21 protein-coding genes are annotated in these 23,299 nt (G+C 43.1%); 10 read left to right on the top strand and 11 right to left on the bottom strand.

The genetic code is table 11. The features are described from left to right. Window positions 1-106: 106 nt before the first annotated feature. Window positions 107-1,000 carry an S-methyl-5'-thioadenosine phosphorylase gene (mtnP, locus tag Q0788_RS00610; protein ID WP_298807213.1) on the top strand — a complete coding sequence of 298 codons (894 nt, stop codon included), beginning with the start codon at window positions 107-109 and terminating at the stop codon, window positions 998-1,000. Between the two features lie 161 nt (window positions 1,001-1,161). Here the strand turns inward: mtnP and Q0788_RS00605 are convergent, their stop codons facing one another. The 6 genes from Q0788_RS00605 to Q0788_RS00580 all read right to left on the bottom strand — a co-directional run bounded on the left by Q0788_RS00605 (window position 1,162) and on the right by Q0788_RS00580 (window position 7,360). Next, window positions 1,162-2,205 (bottom strand): methyltransferase domain-containing protein, encoded by a 1,044-nt coding sequence (locus Q0788_RS00605; RefSeq protein WP_298807211.1) that lies wholly within the window; start codon window positions 2,203-2,205, stop codon window positions 1,162-1,164. Between the two features lie 280 nt (window positions 2,206-2,485). After that, entirely contained in the window at window positions 2,486-3,148 is a 663-nt protein-coding gene (locus tag Q0788_RS00600; protein ID WP_298807210.1) for a TIGR04282 family arsenosugar biosynthesis glycosyltransferase, read from the bottom strand. Between the two features lie 84 nt (window positions 3,149-3,232). Further along, window positions 3,233-3,946, bottom strand: a complete 714-nt coding sequence (locus tag Q0788_RS00595) for a TIGR04283 family arsenosugar biosynthesis glycosyltransferase (RefSeq protein WP_298807659.1) — start codon at window positions 3,944-3,946, stop codon at window positions 3,233-3,235. A 36-nt stretch (window positions 3,947-3,982) separates the two neighbouring features. Further along, complete coding sequence (locus tag Q0788_RS00590; protein WP_298807209.1) at window positions 3,983-4,804, bottom strand: DUF547 domain-containing protein; 822 nt, start codon at window positions 4,802-4,804, stop codon at window positions 3,983-3,985. A gap of 135 nt (window positions 4,805-4,939) precedes the next feature. After that, a complete protein-coding gene (gene arsS, locus Q0788_RS00585; protein ID WP_298807208.1) occupies window positions 4,940-5,932 on the bottom strand; it encodes an arsenosugar biosynthesis radical SAM (seleno)protein ArsS in 993 nt (330 codons plus the stop codon). Between the two features lie 231 nt (window positions 5,933-6,163). After that, the gene (locus tag Q0788_RS00580) at window positions 6,164-7,360 is read right to left on the bottom strand and encodes an FAD-dependent oxidoreductase (protein ID WP_298807207.1); all 1,197 of its coding nucleotides are present in this window, start codon (window positions 7,358-7,360) and stop codon (window positions 6,164-6,166) included. Between the two features lie 359 nt (window positions 7,361-7,719). Between Q0788_RS00580 and Q0788_RS00575 the strand changes: the two genes are divergently transcribed. The 6 genes from Q0788_RS00575 to Q0788_RS00550 all read left to right on the top strand — a co-directional run bounded on the left by Q0788_RS00575 (window position 7,720) and on the right by Q0788_RS00550 (window position 13,367). Next, window positions 7,720-8,676 carry an alpha/beta fold hydrolase gene (locus Q0788_RS00575; protein WP_298807206.1) on the top strand — a complete coding sequence of 319 codons (957 nt, stop codon included), beginning with the start codon at window positions 7,720-7,722 and terminating at the stop codon, window positions 8,674-8,676. Window positions 8,677-8,900: 224 nt separating this feature from the next. After that, on the top strand, window positions 8,901-9,722 hold the full coding sequence (gene dapD / locus Q0788_RS00570) for a 2,3,4,5-tetrahydropyridine-2,6-dicarboxylate N-succinyltransferase (protein ID WP_298807205.1): 822 nt from the start codon (window positions 8,901-8,903) through the stop codon (window positions 9,720-9,722). Between the two features lie 225 nt (window positions 9,723-9,947). After that, window positions 9,948-10,679: a 7-carboxy-7-deazaguanine synthase QueE gene (queE, locus tag Q0788_RS00565; RefSeq protein ID WP_298807204.1), complete on the top strand. Its 732-nt coding sequence runs from the start codon at window positions 9,948-9,950 to the stop codon at window positions 10,677-10,679. A gap of 61 nt (window positions 10,680-10,740) precedes the next feature. Beyond that, window positions 10,741-11,898, top strand: coding sequence for a multidrug resistance efflux transporter family protein (locus tag Q0788_RS00560; RefSeq protein WP_298807203.1), 1,158 nt, complete (start codon window positions 10,741-10,743; stop codon window positions 11,896-11,898). A 96-nt stretch (window positions 11,899-11,994) separates the two neighbouring features. Further along, window positions 11,995-12,630 (top strand): trimeric intracellular cation channel family protein, encoded by a 636-nt coding sequence (locus Q0788_RS00555; RefSeq protein ID WP_298807202.1) that lies wholly within the window; start codon window positions 11,995-11,997, stop codon window positions 12,628-12,630. Between the two features lie 71 nt (window positions 12,631-12,701). Then, complete coding sequence (locus Q0788_RS00550) at window positions 12,702-13,367, top strand: trimeric intracellular cation channel family protein (protein ID WP_057760888.1); 666 nt, start codon at window positions 12,702-12,704, stop codon at window positions 13,365-13,367. A gap of 89 nt (window positions 13,368-13,456) precedes the next feature. Here Q0788_RS00550 and recJ read toward each other — a convergent pair whose 3' ends face one another. Continuing rightward, a complete protein-coding gene (gene recJ / locus Q0788_RS00545) occupies window positions 13,457-15,295 on the bottom strand; it encodes a single-stranded-DNA-specific exonuclease RecJ (protein ID WP_298807201.1) in 1,839 nt (612 codons plus the stop codon). 332 nt (window positions 15,296-15,627) lie between these two features. Between recJ and Q0788_RS00540 the strand changes: the two genes are divergently transcribed. Together Q0788_RS00540 and Q0788_RS00535 are read left to right on the top strand one after the other, a co-directional pair. Further along, window positions 15,628-16,143 carry a hypothetical protein gene (locus Q0788_RS00540; protein ID WP_057760892.1) on the top strand — a complete coding sequence of 172 codons (516 nt, stop codon included), beginning with the start codon at window positions 15,628-15,630 and terminating at the stop codon, window positions 16,141-16,143. Between the two features lie 184 nt (window positions 16,144-16,327). Further along, window positions 16,328-16,717: a hypothetical protein gene (locus tag Q0788_RS00535; protein ID WP_298807199.1), complete on the top strand. Its 390-nt coding sequence runs from the start codon at window positions 16,328-16,330 to the stop codon at window positions 16,715-16,717. A gap of 98 nt (window positions 16,718-16,815) precedes the next feature. Here the strand turns inward: Q0788_RS00535 and Q0788_RS00530 are convergent, their stop codons facing one another. From Q0788_RS00530 to uvrB, 3 genes are all read right to left on the bottom strand, one after another. Next, window positions 16,816-17,193 carry a hypothetical protein gene (locus Q0788_RS00530; protein WP_101206413.1) on the bottom strand — a complete coding sequence of 126 codons (378 nt, stop codon included), beginning with the start codon at window positions 17,191-17,193 and terminating at the stop codon, window positions 16,816-16,818. A gap of 303 nt (window positions 17,194-17,496) precedes the next feature. Beyond that, window positions 17,497-18,549: a histidinol-phosphate transaminase gene (locus Q0788_RS00525; protein WP_298807198.1), complete on the bottom strand. Its 1,053-nt coding sequence runs from the start codon at window positions 18,547-18,549 to the stop codon at window positions 17,497-17,499. Between the two features lie 306 nt (window positions 18,550-18,855). Beyond that, window positions 18,856-20,967 (bottom strand): excinuclease ABC subunit UvrB, encoded by a 2,112-nt coding sequence (gene uvrB / locus Q0788_RS00520; protein WP_298807197.1) that lies wholly within the window; start codon window positions 20,965-20,967, stop codon window positions 18,856-18,858. Between the two features lie 482 nt (window positions 20,968-21,449). On the opposite strand from uvrB, the gene dps reads away from it, so the two are divergent. After that, window positions 21,450-21,932, top strand: a complete 483-nt coding sequence (gene dps / locus Q0788_RS00515) for a DNA starvation/stationary phase protection protein Dps (protein ID WP_114700342.1) — start codon at window positions 21,450-21,452, stop codon at window positions 21,930-21,932. Between the two features lie 158 nt (window positions 21,933-22,090). On the opposite strand, the gene Q0788_RS00510 is transcribed toward dps, so the two are convergent. Further along, window positions 22,091-23,179 (bottom strand): cation diffusion facilitator family transporter, encoded by a 1,089-nt coding sequence (locus Q0788_RS00510; RefSeq protein ID WP_298807196.1) that lies wholly within the window; start codon window positions 23,177-23,179, stop codon window positions 22,091-22,093. Between the last annotated feature and the right edge of the window lie 120 nt (window positions 23,180-23,299).

Below are 23,299 nucleotides of genomic sequence, written 5' to 3'. Positions count from 1 at the left end.
TAAGGACAAAAGTTCTGCTATATTTTATCTGAGCTATTTTTTGGTTCAGGATATTACATGGCACTAGTCTGTGTCTCTCTTTTATTAATCTACTCGGATAGTCCTTATGACAATACCCCACACGGAAGTACTGGCAACGTTATCTGCTGATATTGCTATCATTGGTGGTAGCGGTCTCTACCAAATGTCATCGCTGACCAACAAACGCAGTGTAACGATACAGACGCCTTATGGCAGTCCATCTGATGATATTGTCTTAGGTGAGCTTGAGGGAGTGACAGTCGCATTTCTAACACGGCATGGTCAGGGCCACAGACTGACCCCGTCTGAAGTGCCTTATCGTGCCAATATCTATGCGCTAAAAACGCTTGGGGTACGCTATATCGTATCCGTATCAGCAGTTGGCTCATTGCAAGCGCATCTTAAGCCATTAGATATGGTCGTGCCTGATCAAATGATTGATATGACCAAGCAGCGAGTGAGTACCTTTTTTGGTGAGGGTGCCGTCGCCCATGTGTCGATGGCAGACCCACTATGCCCTGCCCTAGCAGAACTCTTGACGCGCGCTTATGACCAAGCAAATATTGTAGAAGGTAGCAGTCATTTTAAGGCAACTTATGTCTGTATCGAAGGGCCTCAATTCTCAACTCGGGCAGAGTCAGAATGGTATCGTCAGATGCAGGCAGATATTATTGGCATGACCAATATGCCAGAAGCCAAATTGGCACGTGAAGCCAGTATTGCTTATGCCACGTTAGCTCTGGTGACAGACTTCGACTGTTGGCATCCAACGGAAGAAGCCGTCAGTGCCGACTATGCTATACAGAACCTAATGAAAAATGCGGACAATGCTCAAAAAGTGATTAAAGAAGCCGTTGCTTTAATTGCCGCTGAACTGCCTGACTCAATCGCCCACAATGCCCTCGCGCAAGCATTGGTCACACCTATAGATGCGATGGACGAGCATACCAAGATTAGACTGGCCGCCTTGCTAACGTAATCTTAATACGTACTCTCCATTTTGGACTGACTACTGCTAATCGGTCTAATTTTAATCGTGCTGTTTCCCATTGAATCACAAAAGGCCATTATCTAAAATAATGGCCTTTTTTATAATTGAGCATGTATATTTAAATTTATGCTAAATACATTACTTTAATGTTAGCAACAACCACCTGTACCAGATGCCAGCATCATAGGTTGATTAAATGGCATTAATTCACCGCAACCTGCAAAAATACCGTAGTGGCGACTTTCATCACCGATAAACTCAAAGTGCGGCGCAAAGCGTGATTCTTGTAGCATTCTAAATGTATTGCCACATACTGGAAATACCCGACCAACTTCGATAGCATGATGTTTATCTAAATCAAACCGATGCGGGGACTGCTCGATAGTTCCTTTATATATCACCGCTTGTCCGTGATCTTCGCAAGCATCCTCAAGCGACGCTATCTTAAACAAACGGTAAGTCGCAGAGAAAAACTGAATATCACCAATTTTAGCTGCCAAAGCGGGATCTGTAATCTCAAGTGGGCGATCTTCAACCAAACGTACGTCTAAGAATCCTGCATCTCGTGACAAACGGGTAAAGTCCTTCCAATACAATGCGCCGCTCAAACATTCACCATATAAGACTGGGTCATCGGTTAAGTGTTGCGGGATACGGCGATCGGCATAGACGTCAGAAAAATAAAACTCCCCACCAGGTTTCAGTAAACGCTGCACACTGGCCATAACCGCGGCTTTATCTGGTGATAGATTGATAACGCAGTTTGAGACGATAATATCGAAGCTATTAGCCTCAAGGTCTAGTTCATCTAGTTTCTCGATATAGCCGTGCAAAAATGTCACATTGTCATAGCCGAACTTATCGACATGGTAGGCTTTATGCTGTCTGGCCACGGCTAGCTGCTCATCGGTCATATCAACACCGACTACGTGCCCACTCTCACCAACCAATTGTGCTAGTGCATAGACATCTCGGCCTGAGCCACTACCCAAGTCTAAAATTCGGCAGCCTTCAAGCAGTGCTGGACATACCAGACCACAGCCGTAATAGCGATTCAATACTTCATCGTGAATATTTGCGAGTAATGGCTTGAGCCACTCAGGCATATTGCTGATATCACAACAAGCCGAAGTCTTTAAATCATCGGTACTCTGTAACTCTTTTCCATAGTAATTTTGCACGACGTCATGCATAACAATATCCTTATTAAATGTACCATCCGGTTAAAAGTATTAGGGCGTGTCCTCATTTTAAAAATGGTGATAAAAATGAGATAAATTGCAGTCAAACAAGGAAAATAGCGCAGATAATATCGAGATATTAGTCAGCTATTTGACGCCGTTTGGCAAGATTTAGCCATTTTTAACCCATTTAGATAACTATCGATTGAATTGAGGACACGCCCTAGTAAATCATCTTAGAATATACAACTACGTTAGTGAGTTTATTAATCCATTTTTCAATGAAGCGTTATCAGCTATTATCGACCTTAATATTGACGTGAGAATCTAACCAGCCTGACGGCAAATGTACTAGATCTTTAGGCTCATCAATGTCATGTAACGGTGTTAACAGTGCCAATGTCCAACCCAAATCCGCCATACGCTGCTGGGTCACAGTCGCCACGCTAGCCGTACTCCAGATAATGTCCGAAAACAAGCTTGCATCAACCTCTCTAAATCCTAACAGTACATAACCACCGTCGGTCGCTGGAATCATGACCGCATCATGTTGATCTAGCTGATGTACCGCTGTCTGAATACATGCTGACGTAAGACTAGGACAGTCCGTACCAATTAACACAACCTTTTGAAAACATTCTAATGCTTGCTGACTGGCTATCAACATACGCAAACCCAAATCACCATCGGCCTGAGCAGACCAGCGCAACGAGTTGGGCAAATCAAGCGCATGCCAGCATGGATCTGTTGGTGCTGGACTCATACATAACTCAACGGAAAAGCCCGTATCAATAGCCTGCTCAATACTATGCAGTAATAGTTGCCTCGCCATACGTGCAGCACCATCTACCCCTAACGCTGGTTGCAAACGAGTCTTTGCCTTATTAGGCGCTGGATATTTTGCAAACAGAATGATACAGGTATCTTGCTGTCTTGCAGATAAATCAGCTGTCACTATAACGGTCTCTCAATTAGTCAAATGCACGAGGATGAACTCTTTCTTATCTTGTCTATCATGTTGATAAATCAAACAGCTTCACTAATTATAGTAGCGTTGCTTTAAAACATTAGGCGATACGCCGCGCCAATAATCAAAGCGCAACTGCCACATCAAAAAAATTGTCTGCCATGTACCATGTTGCTGCCAACGCCGCGCGGATGTTATGACTTTACTTTTTAGACAAGCTGGTCGAGCAATTTTCTTTAGCCGCTTACACAGCTCGATATCTTCCATCAATGGCTGATCAGGATAGCCATGCATTCGCCCAAACAAAGACTTTTTGATAAAAATTGCTTGATCACCAGTGGCGATACTCACTAAGCGTGAGCGCTTATTTATCATGAACCCGACGATTTTTAACAATGGCTCACAGCTGTCTAAGCGCACATCAAATCGTCCCCAGTCATACTGAGCTATTGCCTGCTGAACGTTATCTATCGCGTCAGCTGGCAGCTCAGTATCGGCATGTAAAAATAGCAACACATCACCTGTTGCTAACATAGCGCCCGCATTCATTTGCTGAGCGCGTCCTACGGTAGATTCGATAATATGCCAATCAATGATTGATTGAACAATCTCTATACTTTCGAGCACACTTTTGGCGATAGCAACCGAACCATCTACTGAACCACCATCGACCAATATTACTTGCTGCGGTGCTGGATCGAGACGGCCAATATGAGCAATAAGCTCAGGCAAGTTATCCGCTTCATTTAATAAAGGAACAATAATTGATAGGTTCAATGGATACACCGTCACATGAATCAGCTAATAACATTAAAAACTGGCTTATTTTTTATTCAAATTCCAGTTGTAATCGGTATAGCTGATTTTTATCTTGCCTTGTTTGAGATCCGCTGTCTGAGCTTTACTCAATCCTAGTGACGAGCTATAACGACCCAAAAACCCTGCTAAATCTTTTGTGCCACGCCAATTGGTTGCAAAATCTTCTTTATACCATTTAAAAATTGGTGACACTCTTAGCGTATCGCCTTTGAGACTATTGCGGCTACTGTCTGCTAAAAACTTAGACGTTGCCTGCTCTAACTGACTGACTAAACGCTTGCCGGTAAAGGCATCATCTTGCAGTGCAGGGCAACCGATACTGGCACAATTGACCGCAAAATGAATGCGCGGATCGTTGTAGCGTTTAGAACCACGAATCAGGTTGTGCTCGATATCATCAAGTGAGTGCGTCTTACCAAGTAGCGAAACAAACTCTTGCTTCCATGGTGACCCAAACAGTCCGCCAATATCTTTGATAGATTTGACGTTTGGATATTTCGTCAATACCAAATCAACCGTACCAGCGTTATAAACGTTGATTAAAAATGCCAACTGCTCATTTTTACTCCAACGATTGAACTCTGATTGAGATACCTTGCTTGTCGCTTCCAGATAGCTTGTCAGCTTACTTTGATCTGCTTTCATGCCAGCATAATTGACCACTGAAGCTTTGCCACCGTTGGTCATGGTCACATGCTTATTTAATAAGCTATCCCAGCTCTGATGGTTGAAGTCAGCATGAGCAGCCACGCTTGCTAATAAAATAGTCGTGGCAATCACTGGTTGGGCGAACAACGTTTTCGCTGAAAAATTAAATACCGACATAAGGCTTACTCCGTTTACACTGGTTGTTTTTTATCTAAATTTTTATGTATGCTAAAAGCACCTATGTTTAAAGTGCTTAGGCTTAAAGTGCTTATATTAAAAGTACTTACATTAGAATTACTTATATTAGGACTACTAAGGCGTGCCTGCTAGCACTGATTCTACTGTCTCTTCTTCTAACGCGCCGCCACAACTACTGCCCTGTCCTGCTGTACAGCCATAGCAGTGGTCAGCAATGGCAATGTCATCACCAGACGGGTTTTGCGTTAACAAATCACTTAGGTGTCGCCGTAACTTGTTGGGGACAGGTATCTCTAACTGCTGATTGAAATCACAATCAAATAGCTCACCTAACCAATTGATACTAATGGTCGAACGGCACATAACCTCGGCCAGATTAGCAGCCATATAATTAGCTTTGAGCAAATCCATATACGGGTGGAACTGGTCTTTTGCCAATAGCACCGCCCCAAAACGCTGAATGGGCATATTTGTTAGGGCAAATAGATGATTAAACTCAATATCAAAGTGTGCTTTTAACTCACGCTTATAGTCGGCTTCAAGCTGTTGTTGATTGGGTGGCAGGGTCGCACCTTGCGGATTGAAGACCAAGTTTAATGTTAAATCTGAATCAGACTTGCCATAGCCCAACTGATTGAGCTTCTGTAATCCCAATATACTGTCGTCAAACGCACCTTTGCCGCGCTGTTTGTCTACGTTTTCTAAGGAGTAACAAGGCAAAGATGCTACCACTTCAACTTGGTTGTCTGCTAAAAACTGCGCCATATCCTCATAACCCTCTTCCATCAGAATGGTCAGATTACAGCGGTCTATCACTTTGACACCTAATGCCCGAGCAGCCTTGACCAAATACTTAAAATCCTCATGCATTTCAGGCGCACCGCCGGTCAAATCAAGCGTATCGATGTTTTGTGCTTGTAATACCTCCGGTATCAGCTCAACCAACTCACGTGACATCATTTCAGTACGATAAGGGCTGGCAGCCACATGACAGTGCACGCAAGACATATTGCATAAGTAGCCCATATTGACTTGTAATATCGTCAATTGACGTCGTTTTATCGCTGGAAAATCAGTATGCTCAAGTAACTCGATAGTTGATTTCATGGTAGTCTAAAATCCTGTTAGCAGTACAACTAAAAAAGGATAGCAACGTGACATCAAAGATCAGAAAACACAGATAGCGCATTGCTTTTACTGTTTATTTTTAAGATTTACAACGTAAAACCTGATTGCTCACTTTACGGTTTATCTAATCAATCATACCTGATTATCAATAAGCATTGACAACTAATCATATGGATTTTATGGTTTATTCCAAATGAGCATTAACCTTCGTTAGTTCTTATCAGCTTCGATGAATTGCTTATCGATATACTTCTTGAGATGCCATACCCAGCGACCTTGTAGATTTACATTACCCCAACTACCAATGGCATATTTATCGCCGCACGATAGCAGGTATAGCGTGCGTGACTTTGGCTGATAGCTCTTCATTACGCTATCTTTCAAATAGGCCAATAAGTTATCGGCTTCGACAGCACCGCCGTGCACCGAGTGAACCCCCGAGTGCGCCACATATTTATCGACTCGTGTCGCCACATCACCAACCGCAAACACATTAGAATGAGAGATGCTCTGTTGCTTATCGTTTACCGCGACAAACCCATCACCTTCTATATCCAAATCTGTAGAAGCCGTCCATGCCGACCCTATGACGCCAGTCGCAGCGATGACAGCATTTATGGGCAATAATTTATTCGTAGTTGATAATTTACCATCACGATAATCGCTCGCTCGTTCTCGAATTATCGTAATGTCATGACGATGTAACTGCTTAATAACCCGCTGTCGAAAGCCCGAATTAAACCCTGACAAAAGGTTCTCACCGCATATCAATATCACTTGATGGTGACGATTGATGTTCCGTAGCGCGACTTGGGCTGCCATGACCAACTCTATGGCCGCTGCACCTGCCCCAATAATAGCCAATTGATACTTTTCAGATGACTGGGCATCCTTCAAAATCCGCTGCCATTGGGTGATAAATGTTGATAACGGTCGTATGGCAATCACGTCAGTATCATTATTGGTAGCGCCAGTATTGTTATCGTTACTGTCGCTTCTGTGCTCGTTGTAGCTATTGTGGTCAGGTAGCCAACGCATGTCTGTATCTGCGCCCGTATTTAGAGACAAGACATCGTAGTCAAAATCCGTTTGTTCATCGCCAATCGTAACCACCTTGTTTGACGCTGCGTTTACTTTTACAAGCGACTGCTGAATAAAGCGCACGCCTGCTCGCACACAAAGCGATTTGATATCGATACTGATATCATGCAGCTGATAATGCCCTGCCATCCAACCCGGTAACATGCCAGAATAGATGGTTTGCGGTTGCTCACTAATTAAGTGAATGTCTGCCTCTGTCGTATCAGCGTCTTTTAAACGCGCTGCGCTAAGTTGGCGCAACATGCCAATGTGAGCATGACCTGCGCCTGCCAATAGTAGTGTCTTTTTCGGTAAAAATTTTGTCATAGATGATTTTATCAAGGCGGTTAGTTGCTGTTAGTATTTGATCGAATGTTGATTGATATAAATGACTTTAAAAACTCATTTAAAAGTATCATATAAATAAGACCAGTCTGTTGCGGGCGAACAGTAAGAGCGTAAATGGCTTATACGGATTCAGCGATAGTCACTGCGTTAACCGTTATTAGTAGAATGATATTTTGTATAACTGAATTAAAATCATAAAATAAGATGAAATTACTTATCATCGCCCAGTACAATAGGACATTATAAGAGCCGCATGATAAATTGCGTTGCTTAACCCATTATTTGAGAAACATCGTCAAAACCATTAATGAAAATTATAAGTAATCAAGGAACATTACATGAGTACCAATATCGATACCAGTAACGATCACATTTTGTCTTCTGACAATATTCACTACTTGCACCATGATTTTTTTGAACCAAGTAGCAAAGACGTCGACATTAGCGCGACTTTACTGATTGTGCATGGCATGGCAGAATACAGCGGTCGCTATAGTGATTTTGCACAGTTTTTGGCAGACAATGGTATCGCTGTGGCGACTTACGATCATTTGGGTCATGGACAGACTATCAAGACTGAGGCCGATCTTGGGTTTTTTGGTGAGGAGCATCCGGTACAGTCACTTTTGAAAGACGTGATTGTGATGGCCGATAGCCTAAAAGACCGTCATCCAGACGTTCCGCATTTTGTGATGGGTCACTCGATGGGGTCGTTTATCGTGCGTAATGTACTCAAGCATCATGCGCATAATTTCACAGGCGCCATCCTAATGGGTTCCGCAGACGCTAACCCACTGGCCAAGGTTTTATTACCTATTAACAAGCTACTGGCCAGAGTCGCCCCAAGACAACCGAATACAGTTTTTGCCAAGGTGATGAATAAAGTCCTTAACAGCCAACTACCTGATCGCAATTCGTCCTCACAGTTTGCGTGGCTCAGTGAAAATACCGCAAACATCGAAGCCTATGAAGCTGATCCTAAGACTGGTTTTGACTTTACCAATAATGGCTTTATGACATTGTTTACGCTCATGGATACTGGACTAAATAAAAATTGGGCTACCACTATTGCCAAAAACTTCCCGATGCTGTTTATCAGCGGTGAAGATGATCCGATTGGTGAAATGGGTCGCGGTATACGTAGGGTTGTCACGCGTCTGGATAAGCGTCATTTCAGTCATGTCGATATTCAACTGTATCCTAATATGCGTCATGAAGTGCTGCACGAAAAGGATAAACAGACCGTTTATCAAGATATTTTAGAGTGGATAGAGACCAACACGACAGATGATTAAATCATGATAAATGAGTTGTTTTGAAGGAATATCTGAAAACAACTCATTTAATATTGTCATAATAAGACCCTCAACGCGTTTGCTAAAAGTGGTCAAATTAGCGACAATACGGCAAGCAAGTTTTTGGACCAAGCCATACCTTGAATTTTCTTTAGGCTGGGTCATATAAGTCTTTAACCATAACATTAAGATCACCCTCCCTTTCATTCATTTTAGGAACCTTTATGTCATTACAACAAACCATCGAACAAGCTTTTGAAAATCGCAACGAATACAGCCCAGCCAATATGCCACAAGACGTGCGCGATGCTATCAATCAAGTACTTGGGCAACTAGATAACGGTAGCCTGCGTGTAGCAGAAAAGAAAGATGGCGAATGGGTCGTTAATCAGTGGGCCAAAAAAGCCGTACTATTGTCTTTCCGTCTAAACGACAACTACGTCCAAGCCGCTGGCGAACACGTACAGTTCTATGACAAAGTACCGACTAAGTTTGCTAACTGGACTGAAGCACAGTTTAAAGAAGCAGGCGTACGCGTTGTACCACCAGCTGTCGCGCGTAGAGGTTCATTCATCGCAGCAGGCGCAGTATTGATGCCGTCATACGTCAACATCGGCGCCTATGTCGATCAAGGCGCGATGGTTGATACATGGGCGACTGTTGGTTCATGTGCTCAAATCGGTAAAAACGTACATCTATCAGGCGGCGTTGGCATCGGCGGCGTATTAGAGCCATTGCAAGCAAACCCTACTATCATCGAAGACAACTGCTTCATCGGTGCACGCTCTGAAATCGTTGAAGGCGTTATCGTTGAAGAAGGTGCTGTCATCTCTATGGGTGTCTACATCGGTCAATCGACGCGCATCTATGATCGTGAAACTGGCGAGATTCATCGTGGTCGTGTACCAGCAGGTTCTGTTGTTGTACCAGGTAGCCTACCTTCAGAAGATGGCACGCACAGCTTGTACGCTGCTATCATCGTGAAAAAAGTTGATGCGCAAACTCGTGCAAAAACATCAGTAAACGAGCTATTACGCCTAGCCTAAATATTTGGCAAGTACCATTATTTGGTACATAATATTGTTTTATATGAAGATGCTGGAGGATGACTCCAGCATCTTTTTTGCAGCTTAATATAACGCGTTACGTTATAATCCTCTTTTAGTTTGTCTTTATACAAACACAAAATCATTCGTACCATCCCCTGCCTTTTTATTACGATTGATAAGCGCTTCATCGCCTTATCGACCTTTAACTGTATTTGAAATATTATGAGTGAATCATCATTACGCACCGCCGCTATCCCTGTCACTGACCCTGAAGCAGGATTACGTCTGACTGAGATTTTTTATTCTTTACAAGGTGAAGCAATCACTTCAGGCTTGCCGACGATATTTGTGCGTCTAACGGGCTGTCCGCTGCGCTGTGTCTATTGTGATACTGAATATGCTTTTACTGGCGGCGAACGTCAATCATTAGAAACCATCATAGAAACCATCAAAGGTTATCCGTGCAAGCGCATCTGTCTGACGGGCGGTGAGCCGCTAGCACAGCCAAATGCCATTGAATTGATGAAACGTTTGTTGAGCGACGGTTATGAGATATCCCTTGAGACCGCAGGCGCGCTCACGGTAGAAAACGTGCCAACAGCAGTCAGCAAGGTAATGGATCTCAAAACACCCAGCTCAGGCGAAGTCGATAAAAATCTATGGTCAAACCTCGACTACCTCACTCAGCATGACCAAATCAAGTTTGTCATTATGAATCGTACAGATTACGACTGGGCAAAAGCTAAATTGACCGAGTATAAGCTAAACGAATTGGTCGGTACGGTGTGGTTCTCTCCGATGTTTAATGTCGCAGATGATGTCGATGAACAGCTCAGCCCTGAAGTACCTGTATTGGCGCGAGAGCTGGCAGAATGGATATTGGCTGATGCCTTGCCTGTTCGTTTCCAATTGCAATTGCACAAAATCATTTGGGCTGATGCCAAAGGCAAGTAACTATCAGCAAGTAACAAACAAAAAGTGTGAACACGTTGAGTGCCATGGATAAGGTAGCGGTATGGTTAAACTCATTTTATTGGGCTTGCTAGCAGGTGCATTTTTTAGCTCAACATTTATCTTAAATGAGCTTATGAGTAGCGCAGGTGGACATTGGTTTTGGTCAGCGAGTCTACGCTATGTCTTTATGCTGTTGATTATTACCGCTATTATTACGATGCAACATGGCTTTAGTCGTATTAAAGCGCTAATGAGAATTTTTCTACAGCATTGGGGCTTTTGGTGTATTACTGGCAGTATCGGATTTGGGCTGTTTTATACCGGTATTTGCTATGCCGCAGATCATGTTGCAGGATGGGTGGTAGCGGCTACCTTTATGTTTACCGTCGTCGCCAGTTTGCTTGTACTATTGGCATTTGGTCAACGTTTTGATAAAAAATTCATCGTATATGCTGTCATTGTTTTTATCGGTGTGGCGCTCGTCAATATCAGTGAAGGTCTGCATGCTGCCTCTATAACTGACGCCGTCCCCATGTCTGACATGCTGCTTTACGGTGCGCTACCTGCTCTTATCGCTGCTTTTAGCTACCCAATTGGTAACCAGCTGGTTTGGCAGGCTTCTCATAATGCCCGCCAGCGCAATACCGAGTTACAAAAGGCAGCAGAGTTGAACACTCAACGAGCTGGCATCAGTATTGGTAGTGATATTAACGATCAGAATGAACCACTCATATCTGAAGCTTATGATTTGCCAGCTACGACATATGATGCTACCGACCTGGATAGCGTACTTCAAAGTAACAACACTTCGGCCACCTCCTCCCTACAAAATCTAATTGCTCGTATTCCTTCTATCGAAACCACGCTACTGCAAAATGCCTTTAACAAAGTGTGGCTAATGACTCTTGGGTGTTTGCCATTTTGGCTGTTTTTGGGCATTATAGTGCGCCCTGACCAGCCCCACCCCTCACAAATAATCAATACGTTGCTCGTTGCTCTATTGGCAGGCGTGGCAGCGACCACTATATTTCTGTATGCGCGCGAGCAAGCTGTTACTTCAAGCGAAGTTGCAGGGGTTGACTCAACCCAAGCCAGTGAAGTTATCTTTGCTTTGATTGGGGGTATATTACTGTTAGATAGTGCCATACCTTCGGCGATGGGACTGGTCGGTATAGGGCTTATTATTGTAGGGCTGATATTCTTTGCAAAAGATGGCTAAATGGCACTATAACACTACGCCCATTTCGTCAAAGTCATGCATTGAATAACCGCCTAAAACCTATTCCTTTGATGATCACGATTTGGCACTATAACCATGGGTAATGCTTTGATTTTTCCTGATATTCTATTATATTTATTGGACATGATTGGCATTGTTGCCTGCGCGATTGCAGGGACTTTGCTTGCGCAGCATAAAGGCTTCGATATCGCTGGGTGTATCTTGGTGGCGATGGTCAATGCCATCGGCGGTGGTACATTACGTGATATGGCTCTCGACCGTCATCCTCTATTTTGGATGACTGATCTTAATTACGTGATCGTTATCACGGTAACCTCCCTTATCTTACAAATCTTCTTTCACCTTTATCATAAGATTGATAATGCGTTAAAGCTCTTTGATGCCATCGGGTTGGCCGCTTTTAGTGTCATTGGCTTTAAGGTGGCCTTGACCCTAGACATGTCTCCCCTGATTGCTATTATGATGGGTGTCTGGACTGCCATTATCGGTGGTTTGCTCCGTGATATCATTTGTAATGAGATTCCGCTGGTGCTACAGCGTGAGATTTATATTACTGCCAGTATCGCAGGGTCTGTGACCTATTTATGTTTACAGTATTTCGGAGTGGGCGCCAGTCTCAACGAATTTATTATGCTGTTTGTCATCTTTGCAGTACGTATGCTCGCGCTTAGATTCGACTGGCACTTGCCTTCTATTCGTCTCGTGGATTGATTAATTGAGCAAGACTCTACGTAGATAGCCTTTGTTTGACTGACAATAATTGAAAATAGTGAGAACTGCCCATGTTGGCTATCGTATTGGATCCTACCGTACTGATCACTACTTTTGACCCGCGCTCTTTGATATATTTCTTTGATATGATTGGCATCATCGCCTGTAGCGTCTCAGGGACGATACTTGCTAAGCACAAAAACTTCGACGTCTTCGGCTGTCTGCTCGTGTCTATTGTCACTGCTATCGGCGGCGGCACGGTACGTGATGTCATTCTGGATCGCCATCCGTTATTTTGGATGGTAGATATGAGCTATCTGACCCTTATTACGATTTCATCGCTAGCGATGCAGATATTTTTTCATCCAAACTCCAGACGAGTGGATAAGTTCCTTAAACTTTCCGACACCATTGGCTTGTCAGCATTTACGCTGATCGGTATCAAAGTTGCTGATAGTATGGGAGCCAATGTGCCTGTGGCGCTATTATTAGGTGTGATTACCATCGTGGTTGGTGGCATCATTCGCGATATGATTTGCAATGAGATTCCATTGGTACTACAGCAAGAGATTTATATCACCGCAGCGTTGACGGGTGGGGTTCTGTACTTTGCTCTAAAGAACTTAGGTGTGACAGATTGGGTAGCTGATATCTCTACGATGAGTACGATTTTTACTTTGCGTATGCTTGCTATTCGTTACGATTGGCAGTTCCCCACACTAGAATGGAAATACTGATACTAGATGCTAGGGCGTGGCTTCATTTCAAAAATACCAACGCGCCCATATTTGAGCGCATTTAGTATTATCGGTTTGACATTGTCGCTTTACCCTTGCTCTACCACAGCCAAATCCTTGACCATCAGCTGTAAACTTTGTTTGCCATTCCATTCATTGATGTCTAGCTGAAATAATAAATGGACTTGCTTGGCACGGTAATCCCAAGCGTCATTATCGAAGTTAAAGCAAATGGCCTCTATCGGATATTGAACGTCTGGATAGCGCAGCGATAACTTAAGATGTTTGTCTTTTAAAATCTTGAAGCTCAGTACCTCAAACACACCATCAAATATTGGCGGTGCAAATCCATGACCCCAGATACTGGCATCGGCTAAATGCTCGGCAAACCATAGGCTAAAGTCGCTCGCTTGCAAAGGTCCATCGGTGAATTTTTGCTCTGCAAATACCTCATCATCCATCTGAGCCATCACTTCATTAAAAGCTGTGACAAATGCCTCAAAGTTACAGCGCTTGAGAGTCAGACCTGCTGCCATCGCATGCCCGCCGAAATGACTGATTAATTCAGGATAACGCTCAGCAACCTGTTCAATCGCATCACGAATATGTACGCCAGAGATAGAACGTGCAGAGCCTTTAATAGCGCTATCTTCATCTGTTTGTTCAGTGTCTGCTGGTGCAAATACGATACTGGGCAAATAATGGCTTTCTTTCAGGCGACCAGCGACAATGCCAATGACTCCTTGATGCCAGTCATCTTGGTATAGAATAATACTACGCGCACCTGAATTGCTGGCTTTAGCAGTAGAGACAGCTTGAGTAATTATGTCATCGTTGCTGGCATTATTATTGCCATCACCACTTACACTCTCATCGCTATTATCTTCATTAGCCAATGCTTGTACGATACTATCAGCTTGTGCCCGCATCTCGCCCTCTACATGACGACGCGTACGGTTCAGCTGCTCAAGCTCTTGTGCCAAACGTTGTGCGGTACTCCAGTCCTCAGTCAATAAGCACTCGATACCGATGCGCATATTATCCATACGCCCAGCTGCATTGATACGTGGGCCTAATACAAAACCGAAATCCTGCGCATGAAGCTGCTTGGGATCACGGCCCGCTTGCTCAAGCAATGCCAATATTCCCATACAGCAGCGGCCTTGACGAATAGCTGACAATCCATGATGTACCAAAATGCGGTTGTTTTTATCGAGTACCCCGACGTCTGCAATCGTCCCAAGTGCGACTAAATCTAAATATTGGCTCACCTGTACCGTAGACTTGCCAGCTTCGCGGCGTAGCTTTGCTAAGCGTCCGAGCACATAGAACGCAACTCCAACTCCGACCAATGCTTTACTAGCAAAGTTACAACCTAGCTGATTGGGATTAACCACTGCTTCCGCAGGTGGCGTCTCTTTGGTCGTGAGATGATGGTCAGTGATAATCACCGTGATACCATCAGCTTGGGCGCGTGCCACCCCTTCATGACTTGAGATACCATTATCAACCGTCACTATCATATCTGGCTGAAAAGTCTCAATACCTAACTCGACAATCTCTGGCGTCAGGCCATAACCGTACTTAAAACGATCTGGTACTAGGAAATCAACGACCGCACCCATCTTTGTGAGCGCACGCATCATTAATGCCGTACTGGTGGCACCGTCACAGTCAAAGTCACCAACGATCAGGATGCGCTGACGCTCATCAATCGCCACATCTAATAAGCGCACGGCTTCAGTGACACCGTGCAGTGCCTCAGCAGGCAATAGACCTGATAGGCTAGTCTCCAGCTCATCAGGCGCAGTGATACCTCGCCCTGCATACAGACGGGCAAGCGTAAATGATTGAGCGGCAAATGGTTGCAGCGCGGCGGGCAACTCGTCGATGCGAGTGCTGGTATAACGGGGGGTTAAATTTAGCATGAGGGTATTCTACTGGCTTTAGTAGAGGGTCACAATGACAATTTATACTACCTCTGTATATCATTAGGCATTGTGCAACCTGATGAATAATGCCTGTAAACTAGCAATAATTGATACTGCCTTTTTTATAGCTTATACAAACCGCCTTCGTTTAATCACTTACAAAAAAGGTGCACAGTGTGAGTAATTTCATTCATTTTGCTACAAAGCAATGATTGTAAGCCACGCATAAATCCATAAAATAGTAAGCAACTGAAGGATTTGCTATTCATTGAACTTTTTATCATTTATATTTTTATCATTTATATTTTAATTATTTATAAGGACACTTTATGAAAACCACGCCACTTGCTGAAAAACTTCCAAATACTATCGACCCTAACCTAGACCTTGATAAAGTTAAAAAAGAATGTCAGGGAATGGTAAAAAGACGCGCTAGAGTTTCTGCTGGTGTAGCGGTTGTGCCAGTACCATTTTTTGATGTGGCAGTTGATGCGGGCATGTTGACGCAGTTGATTCCAGAAATTAGTGAGCGTTTTGGTCTCATTGAAGATCGCCAATCAGCCATTAACTTGGAATCTCGCGAAGTGCATTGGAGCGCAGTAAAAGACCGTACTGTAGATTTCGCTGGTCTAATGGCAACACGTGGCATCGTTAAAAAAACCATCCAAGGTTTCGGTGGTCGTATCGCTGCCAAACAAGTGACCAAGTTTATTCCACTTGGCGGTCAATTGGTTGCTGCAACAATGGGCTATACGATTTTTAAGAAAATTGCTAATGACCATATCAACGAATGCTATAAATTGGCAAAAGATATTCAGCAAAAAGAACACGGCAAAAACGTATAAATATGCCGAATAGCTTAATCTATATCAAGCCAGTTAAGTGTTCACTTAGCTTGCTTTTTTGTGGTTAATACATATAGGTTATAGAGTTCTAAAATAAAATGCGCCTGTGGTTGATGATGTCATTGCTAGGTTTTACTGATAATATACAGCTTTATTTATGACAGACACCTTAAAGGACTAACTTATGAAAAAAATCTTGGCTTCAACGATGATGCTAGCAACTTTTGCCTTGGCAGGATGTACCACAACAGGTGCTACAAACAGCGGTACAAGTACAGCAATCGGTACCGCAAACGAGATCGGCATGAATGTTTTTAGAGCTGCGATCGACAACCAATGCCGTAGCCAAATTGAAAAACAAAACGCGTGGCGTGTTGCAAGCGTCGCCATGACAGAAGCACAGCAAGAATCTGTTAAAACCAAGGTTTGTGGCTGTGTCAGTGAGCAAGCACCGCAGCAAGTGACGATCGTTGAGTTGGGCAATGCCGCGATTGACTCTCAGTACCGTACTCAGTTAGTTGCACAAGTCGTCGCCAAATCTCTACAGAGCTGCTATACAAGCTTTGTTCAATAAAACAATCAAATAATTCGTTAGAATAAAAAATAATAAAAAGGGTGCGTTATACATAACGCACCCTTTTTATTGCTAATGTATTGGTTTAATTAATTAGCCTAAAATTTATTTGTATCAGATGCTTGAGACGTTATAGAAGCCGTAAAAGGTAATGATTGGCTACGACGGAAATACTTCGAGGTGCTATCAATAATTTTATCTACTTCCTTAATCAAATCATTAATCACATCATCATAAATACCATGATATAGCTCTTTTTCAAATGCTGTAAATGGGTGCTTGCGCGACGCTGAACCCACCTCAGTGACACCGTCTTTACTATAAAAAATATCTACGCGACCATCACTATTCAACACACAATTTAATAGTCCACCTTCAATTTCCATCTCTACGCGTTCTGGCATAAAAATATAGTCATCTACATTGATAAGCTTTTTTTCTACTTCTCGTTTAAAAAATGATTTGATATCGAACATAGGTACATCCCTAACTTTATAATTATAAGATACGTGAGCATGCCGAGCACTGTGACTGTTACCCAGTATTCATCTGCGTGATTAACGGGTCATGCTTTACTCAGTTATCCTATAAGATAGCGTTAGATTAGTTAAGGTGCGATATGTAAAACTGCGTTTGATGTTGGTAAAAATGTGCGCTTAATTATGGCTTCAATACAGTTCCAACAACCGAAATAAACACAACAAAAAAGGAAGCTACCAATAAGCAACTTCCCTTTTATATTATCGAACTGCATTAACTCAGTTAGTTAATGCAGTTAGCTAGACCCAGCCCTTCTCACGAAATGATTTGAGTACCTCTACAAATACTGCCATCTCATCAGGTCTGCCAAGTGTTAAGCGATTAAAGCCAGTGATTGGCGCAAACTCACGCCCGACAGCAATACCATGCTCACGCATTCTGTCGATATAGGTTTGCACATCGCCTTTTATTTCATGAAATATAAAGCTTGCTTGTGATGGCAGGTAGCGTAAGCCAAGCTCATCTAATGTTCGCTCAACCAGCTGACGCGATTGATTGGCCGTACGTAAGCTTAATGCCAGAAAATCTTCATCATCAAGGGTCGCTAATGCAGCCACAGCACCTGCCAAGTTAGTATTATCAATCGAGATAAATGCTTCTAATCTAGCAATCATTTGCGGGCTAGCAACTGCATAGCCGACACGCATGCCCGCGAGTGCGCATAGTTTTGAAAAGGTACGCACCACAACGATATTTTCTGAGTATTCCTCTCGTATCCATGTAACACCACTCTCAAAACTTGGATCAGTCACATACTCTGAATAAGCTTCATCTAATAAAAAGTAACGGTTACTTGGTGCATGCCCTACCCATTCTTTGAGCTTTACTGTGTCAGTAATAGTCGACGTTGGGTTGTTTGGATTGCACAGATAAAACAAACTAATACCGTCAAAGCCATCAGCGACTTTTTGCATACTTTGCAAATCAAAGGCATAATTTTCAGTCGTCAGCGGTACTTTTACCACAGGTACATTGATAGATGTCGCATATAACTCAGCATAGGCAAAGGTTGGATGCGGCACGATAACTTGGAACTTCTTGCCTTCTACTAATGCTTGATTTTGTAGCATTTGGACGACAGTACGAATATTTTCACTAGAGCCACTGCCTAGAGAAATTTGACTCTCTGTCACACTATTTATCTCAGCGACTTTGGTAATCAGCGCCGCACGTTGGTCATCGGGATAACGAAAACCGATGTCCAGAGAGTCGATAACGGCTTGTTTGGCCGCATCTGACATGCCGAGTGAATTTTCGTTAGAGTTTAATTCTATTAAGTTGTTGGTAAGCACAGTGAATAATACGCCTAGATTATGTCCATTCCAAAAATTTAGTCTGTGTTGACAGTGTGATCTATAAGAAAAGCAAGCCTAGCTAGAGCGTTACTCACTCTCGGCTTGTTCGCTTATGACTTAAATTTTTGAAATATTATATGGATGGTGAGGTTTATGCGGATATGGTAAGTGGCAATGCGGTGTATTACAAGTATTCTGCACATTCCCATATTGAATAACCCATAAAAAAGTGAGGTACTCAAAAAGTACCTCACCTTCACTATTATTTAGCCTCTTTTTAACCTCAGTATTTAACCCACGCTATCAGATTAAATGCGCTTTTAACTCCAGCACTTTGTCACGCGTTTTTGCTGCTTCTTCAAACTTCAAATCGCGCGACATTTGCTGCATTTGCTTCTCTAATCGTTTGATTTCTTTAGCAAGCAGATCAGGGCTACGCAAGATATTGATATCCACATCTGGTAAGTTACTCTTAACTGGGATAGATTGATTGTCATTAGCATCCAAGCTTTCACCCGTATCAATCTTGTCCGTGATACTACGACGAGCACCTTTTGGCGTAATGTTATGCTCAAGGTTAAAGGCAATCTGCTTATCACGGCGACGATCCGTCTCGTCTATTGCCTTTTGCATACTTGGCGTAATACGATCGGCATAGAGAATGGCTTTACCGTTTAAGTGACGCGCTGCACGACCAATGGTCTGAATAAGTGAACGCTCTGAACGCAGGAAGCCTTCTTTATCAGCATCAAATATCGCTACCAATGATACCTCTGGCATATCCAAGCCTTCGCGTAATAAGTTGATACCGACCAACACATCATGCACGCCAGTACGGAGCTCATGGATAATCTGCATACGCTCAACAGTATCGATGTCCGAATGTAGATAGGCGACCTTTACATCATACTCTTTGAGGTAACTGGTCAGATCTTCTGACATACGCTTGGTCAATGTGGTAATCAGTACACGCTCGTCCTTTTCACGGCGTTTGGTAATCTCTGATAATACATCGTCAACTTGCGTCAAGACAGGACGTATCTCAATCTCAGGATCAATCAGACCAGTCGGACGGACGACCTGCTCTACGACTTGCTCGCTGTGCTCAAGCTCATACAATGCTGGCGTGGCACTGACATAAATGGTTTTGGGCTTGATACGCTCCCACTCTTCAAACTTCATCGGGCGGTTATTCATCGCACTTGGTAATCTAAAACCATAATTGACCAAGTTTTCTTTGCGTGATCTATCGCCTTTATACATGGCACCAATCTGCGAAACCGTCACATGTGATTCATCAAGGAATAACAAGGCATCTTCTGGAATATAATCAAACAACGTTGGCGGCGCTTCTCCTGATGGACGGCCAGAGAGATGCTGCGAGTAGTTTTCGATACCGTTACAGTAACCAAGCTGCTGAATCATCTCCAAGTCATACTGAGTACGCTCTTTGAGACGCTGTGCTTCAATCAATTTGTTGTTGTCACGGAAGTACTCTAAACGCGGCTCTAGCTCAGCACGAATCGTATGGCTGGCGGCTTCTAGCTTATTGCGCGGCGTCACATAGTGCGACTTTGGATAAATGGTAATACGTGGCACGCTGCGTACCGTCTTACCCGTTAAGGGATCAAACCACGTAATCTTCTCAACTTCGTTATCAAATAAATGCACACGTACGGCTAGCTGCTCAGACTCAGCAGGATAGATATCTAACAGCTCTCCACGCAAGCGATACGTACCACGGCCAAAATCTAGCTCGTTACGTGTGTACTGCATCTCAACCAAACGCTTGATAGTCGCCGTACGGTCGATGTTATCGCCCACAACGACATGCAATAGCATTTTTAGATAGCTTTCTGGATCACCCAAGCCGTAGATACAAGATACCGAAGCGACGATAATCGCATCACGACGCTCTAATAAGGCACGCGTGGCTGACAGGCGCATCTGATCAATATGATCGTTGATGGCACTGTCTTTTTCGATAAAGGTATCACTAGCAGCGACATACGCTTCTGGCTGATAGTAATCATAATAGCTGACAAAATATTCGACAGCGTTATTAGGGAAGAACGATTTAAACTCACCATATAGCTGAGCGGCTAGCGTTTTATTGTGCGCCATAATAATGGTTGGACGCTGAGTTTCAGCGATGACCTTCGCCATGGTATAGGTCTTACCAGAACCAGTCACACCTAATAGCAACTGCTCGTCCATGTCCGAATTGATACCGTTGACTAGCTTTTTGATGGCTTGCGGCTGGTCGCCTGCTGGCTCAAAGTCAGTAACCATCTCAAAGGCACGACTTGATATTTGCGTCCCTGACGCATTAACACCACTAATTTCAGCTTCGCCTTGGAGCTGAGTGGCCAATTGATTTAACTGACGCGATGAGCGCGGTTCAGGCATTCGCATAATGGCTTTCTTCTTCTTAAGGTTTATAACAATATGGGGTCTGAGCAGCGGTTTTTAAAGGAGAATAAGGAGTCTTATCCTATAGTCGAAACGCTCTCTCGTTGCCCAAAATATGAGTATATAAAGGTAAGATTTATTAAAAGTTAAGGCTTAATAGTAGCGGATAAAACTTACATCGTTATAAAAAACGCACACAGTATTCGATAAATTTACAAAGCTTTTCACGGTTAACAGACTCGTTACACGACCACTCAACAAAGCCTAACACTCAAGGGTTCCAACACTGATCTAAGCTGTTATTATCGTTCTTGAATTAACAAGTTGATGACTTTTGAGTATTAGTGAGCAGTACTAGTGAATAAATAGCTTTATAGCAATTCGTATCATTAGCTTTAACTTGATTGTCATCGAATAGAAGACCAATAAAAATACATTGAACTTTCATTCAATATAATAATTTTAAATAAATGACGGAGTAAAATATGAGAGAACGTTACGCAAGTGGTATTTCAGACGAAACTGCGAAAAAAATGATTGATTTGCTAAACGCTAACCTAGCAAACGTTATTGATTTAACCTTAGATGGCAAACAGTGCCATTGGAATCTACAAGGCACTGGTTTTATCGGTGTGCATCAATTATTAGATGAGACATCAGATCGTATCCTCGAAGTATCAGATACTATCGCAGAGCGCATTGTGATTTTAGGGGGTCAACCAAACGGTTTGGCAAGTCGCGTAGTCAAAGAGTCTATCTTAGATGATTATCCAACTGACATCACTGAAGTAGATCAGCATGTGCGTGAGTTAACTAGTCGCTATAAAAAAGTTGCAGAGACATTACGTGAAGCAATTGCTACTGCTGGTGACGCAGGTGATGAAGACACTGCTGACTTATTTACAGAAGCTAGCCGTATCATCGATAAAGATGCATGGTTTATCGGCGCAAACGCACCAAAGAAATAATAGCATTTAATTTGACTAGTTATTAAGTACTAGAACTATAGAAAAAGCCGTCATAATTGACGGCTTTTTTGTGTTTGGCGTTTTTGGATTTAGAAAGCGTACTTAAAAGCATTCAATAGGATTTCTCTACCGCATACTTAATCTATTAAACCGTTAAATTAAATATTCTCTAAACTTAGTAGCTCAGCGTTAGGTTCTGACAGCGTTAAGATAGCCTCTTGAAAGACTGGGTTACCTCTAAATAAATTTTCAATCTCTTCAAATTTCTGAGCGATATGCTCTTCTTTTTGATTGCCGGCGATATCTACTGCCGCTACCATAAATATCTTTTTTGGGCCAACCCACTCTAGGTGCAGATAGGACACACTGTCGATATCTGGATGATTTAGCAGCTCACTCAAAACGTATTCATGCATACGGTCAGTAACTCTATGCCCGACCAAGAAATCTCGGTTACGACTAATCAAGAATATGGCGACGACGCCCAATAATAGACCGACAATGATAGACCCTAACGCATCCCAATACGGTTCACCCGTATAAGCGTGCATACCCATAGCAGCAGCGGCAATCACCAAGCCGATAACCGCTGCTAAATCTTCAAAGAATACACCGCGCAACGTTGGGTTAGACGTATCTACGACATAGCCAAGCGCACTGATATCAAGTGCTTCGCCATGCTTCTTACTTTGTCTGTATGCCTGAACCAATGAGATCCCTTCAAGCACAAACGCCACTGCCAATACGATAAAGCCAATCGTATAATTAGCCTCAGACTCAGTAGCGTTCCATTCCTTAATACCGGTATAGATAGAGACAATCGAGCCTGCCGTAAATACACCGAAAGCCGCAATCATCGACCAAACATAAGACTCTTTGCCGTAGCCTAACGGATGGCTTTTGTCAGCAGGTTTGATAGATTTCTTTTCTGCGACGATTAGCAATGTACCATTACCAGCATCCGCCCATGAATGAGCTGCTTCCGCAATCATAGAGGCTGAGCCTGTCATAAAGGCGGCAACAGTTTTTGCGATTGCAATAACCAGATTGGCTCCAACTGCAATTAACACAGTGATAAGTGATCCTGAATGCTCATCATTGGTTTCAGGGCTTTGATTAAGGGTATGTTTTAGTTCAGGGTCATTTGAAATTTTAGGATTACCTGCCCCACGCGCGCGAGGTGTTTGCGATTTAGGAGAGGCTGGCAAATGGCGCTGGGGATTAGCAATAGATGGCTTTAGATTCATGCTAGACTCACTGAAATAACGTATTGATAGTAGAATTTTTGCCGTAGATAAATGGCTTGAAACATACATCAGCTTAAAATAAGCGCTCTACAATCTCAGTGTCTTTTTAGTGAGTCGTTG

This window comes from uncultured Psychrobacter sp. (assembly GCF_947500265.1).
Lineage (GTDB): Bacteria > Pseudomonadota > Gammaproteobacteria > Pseudomonadales > Moraxellaceae > Psychrobacter.
The sequence above is the reverse complement of the archived record's forward strand: the minus strand, read 5'-3'. Positions and strand labels throughout refer to the sequence as shown.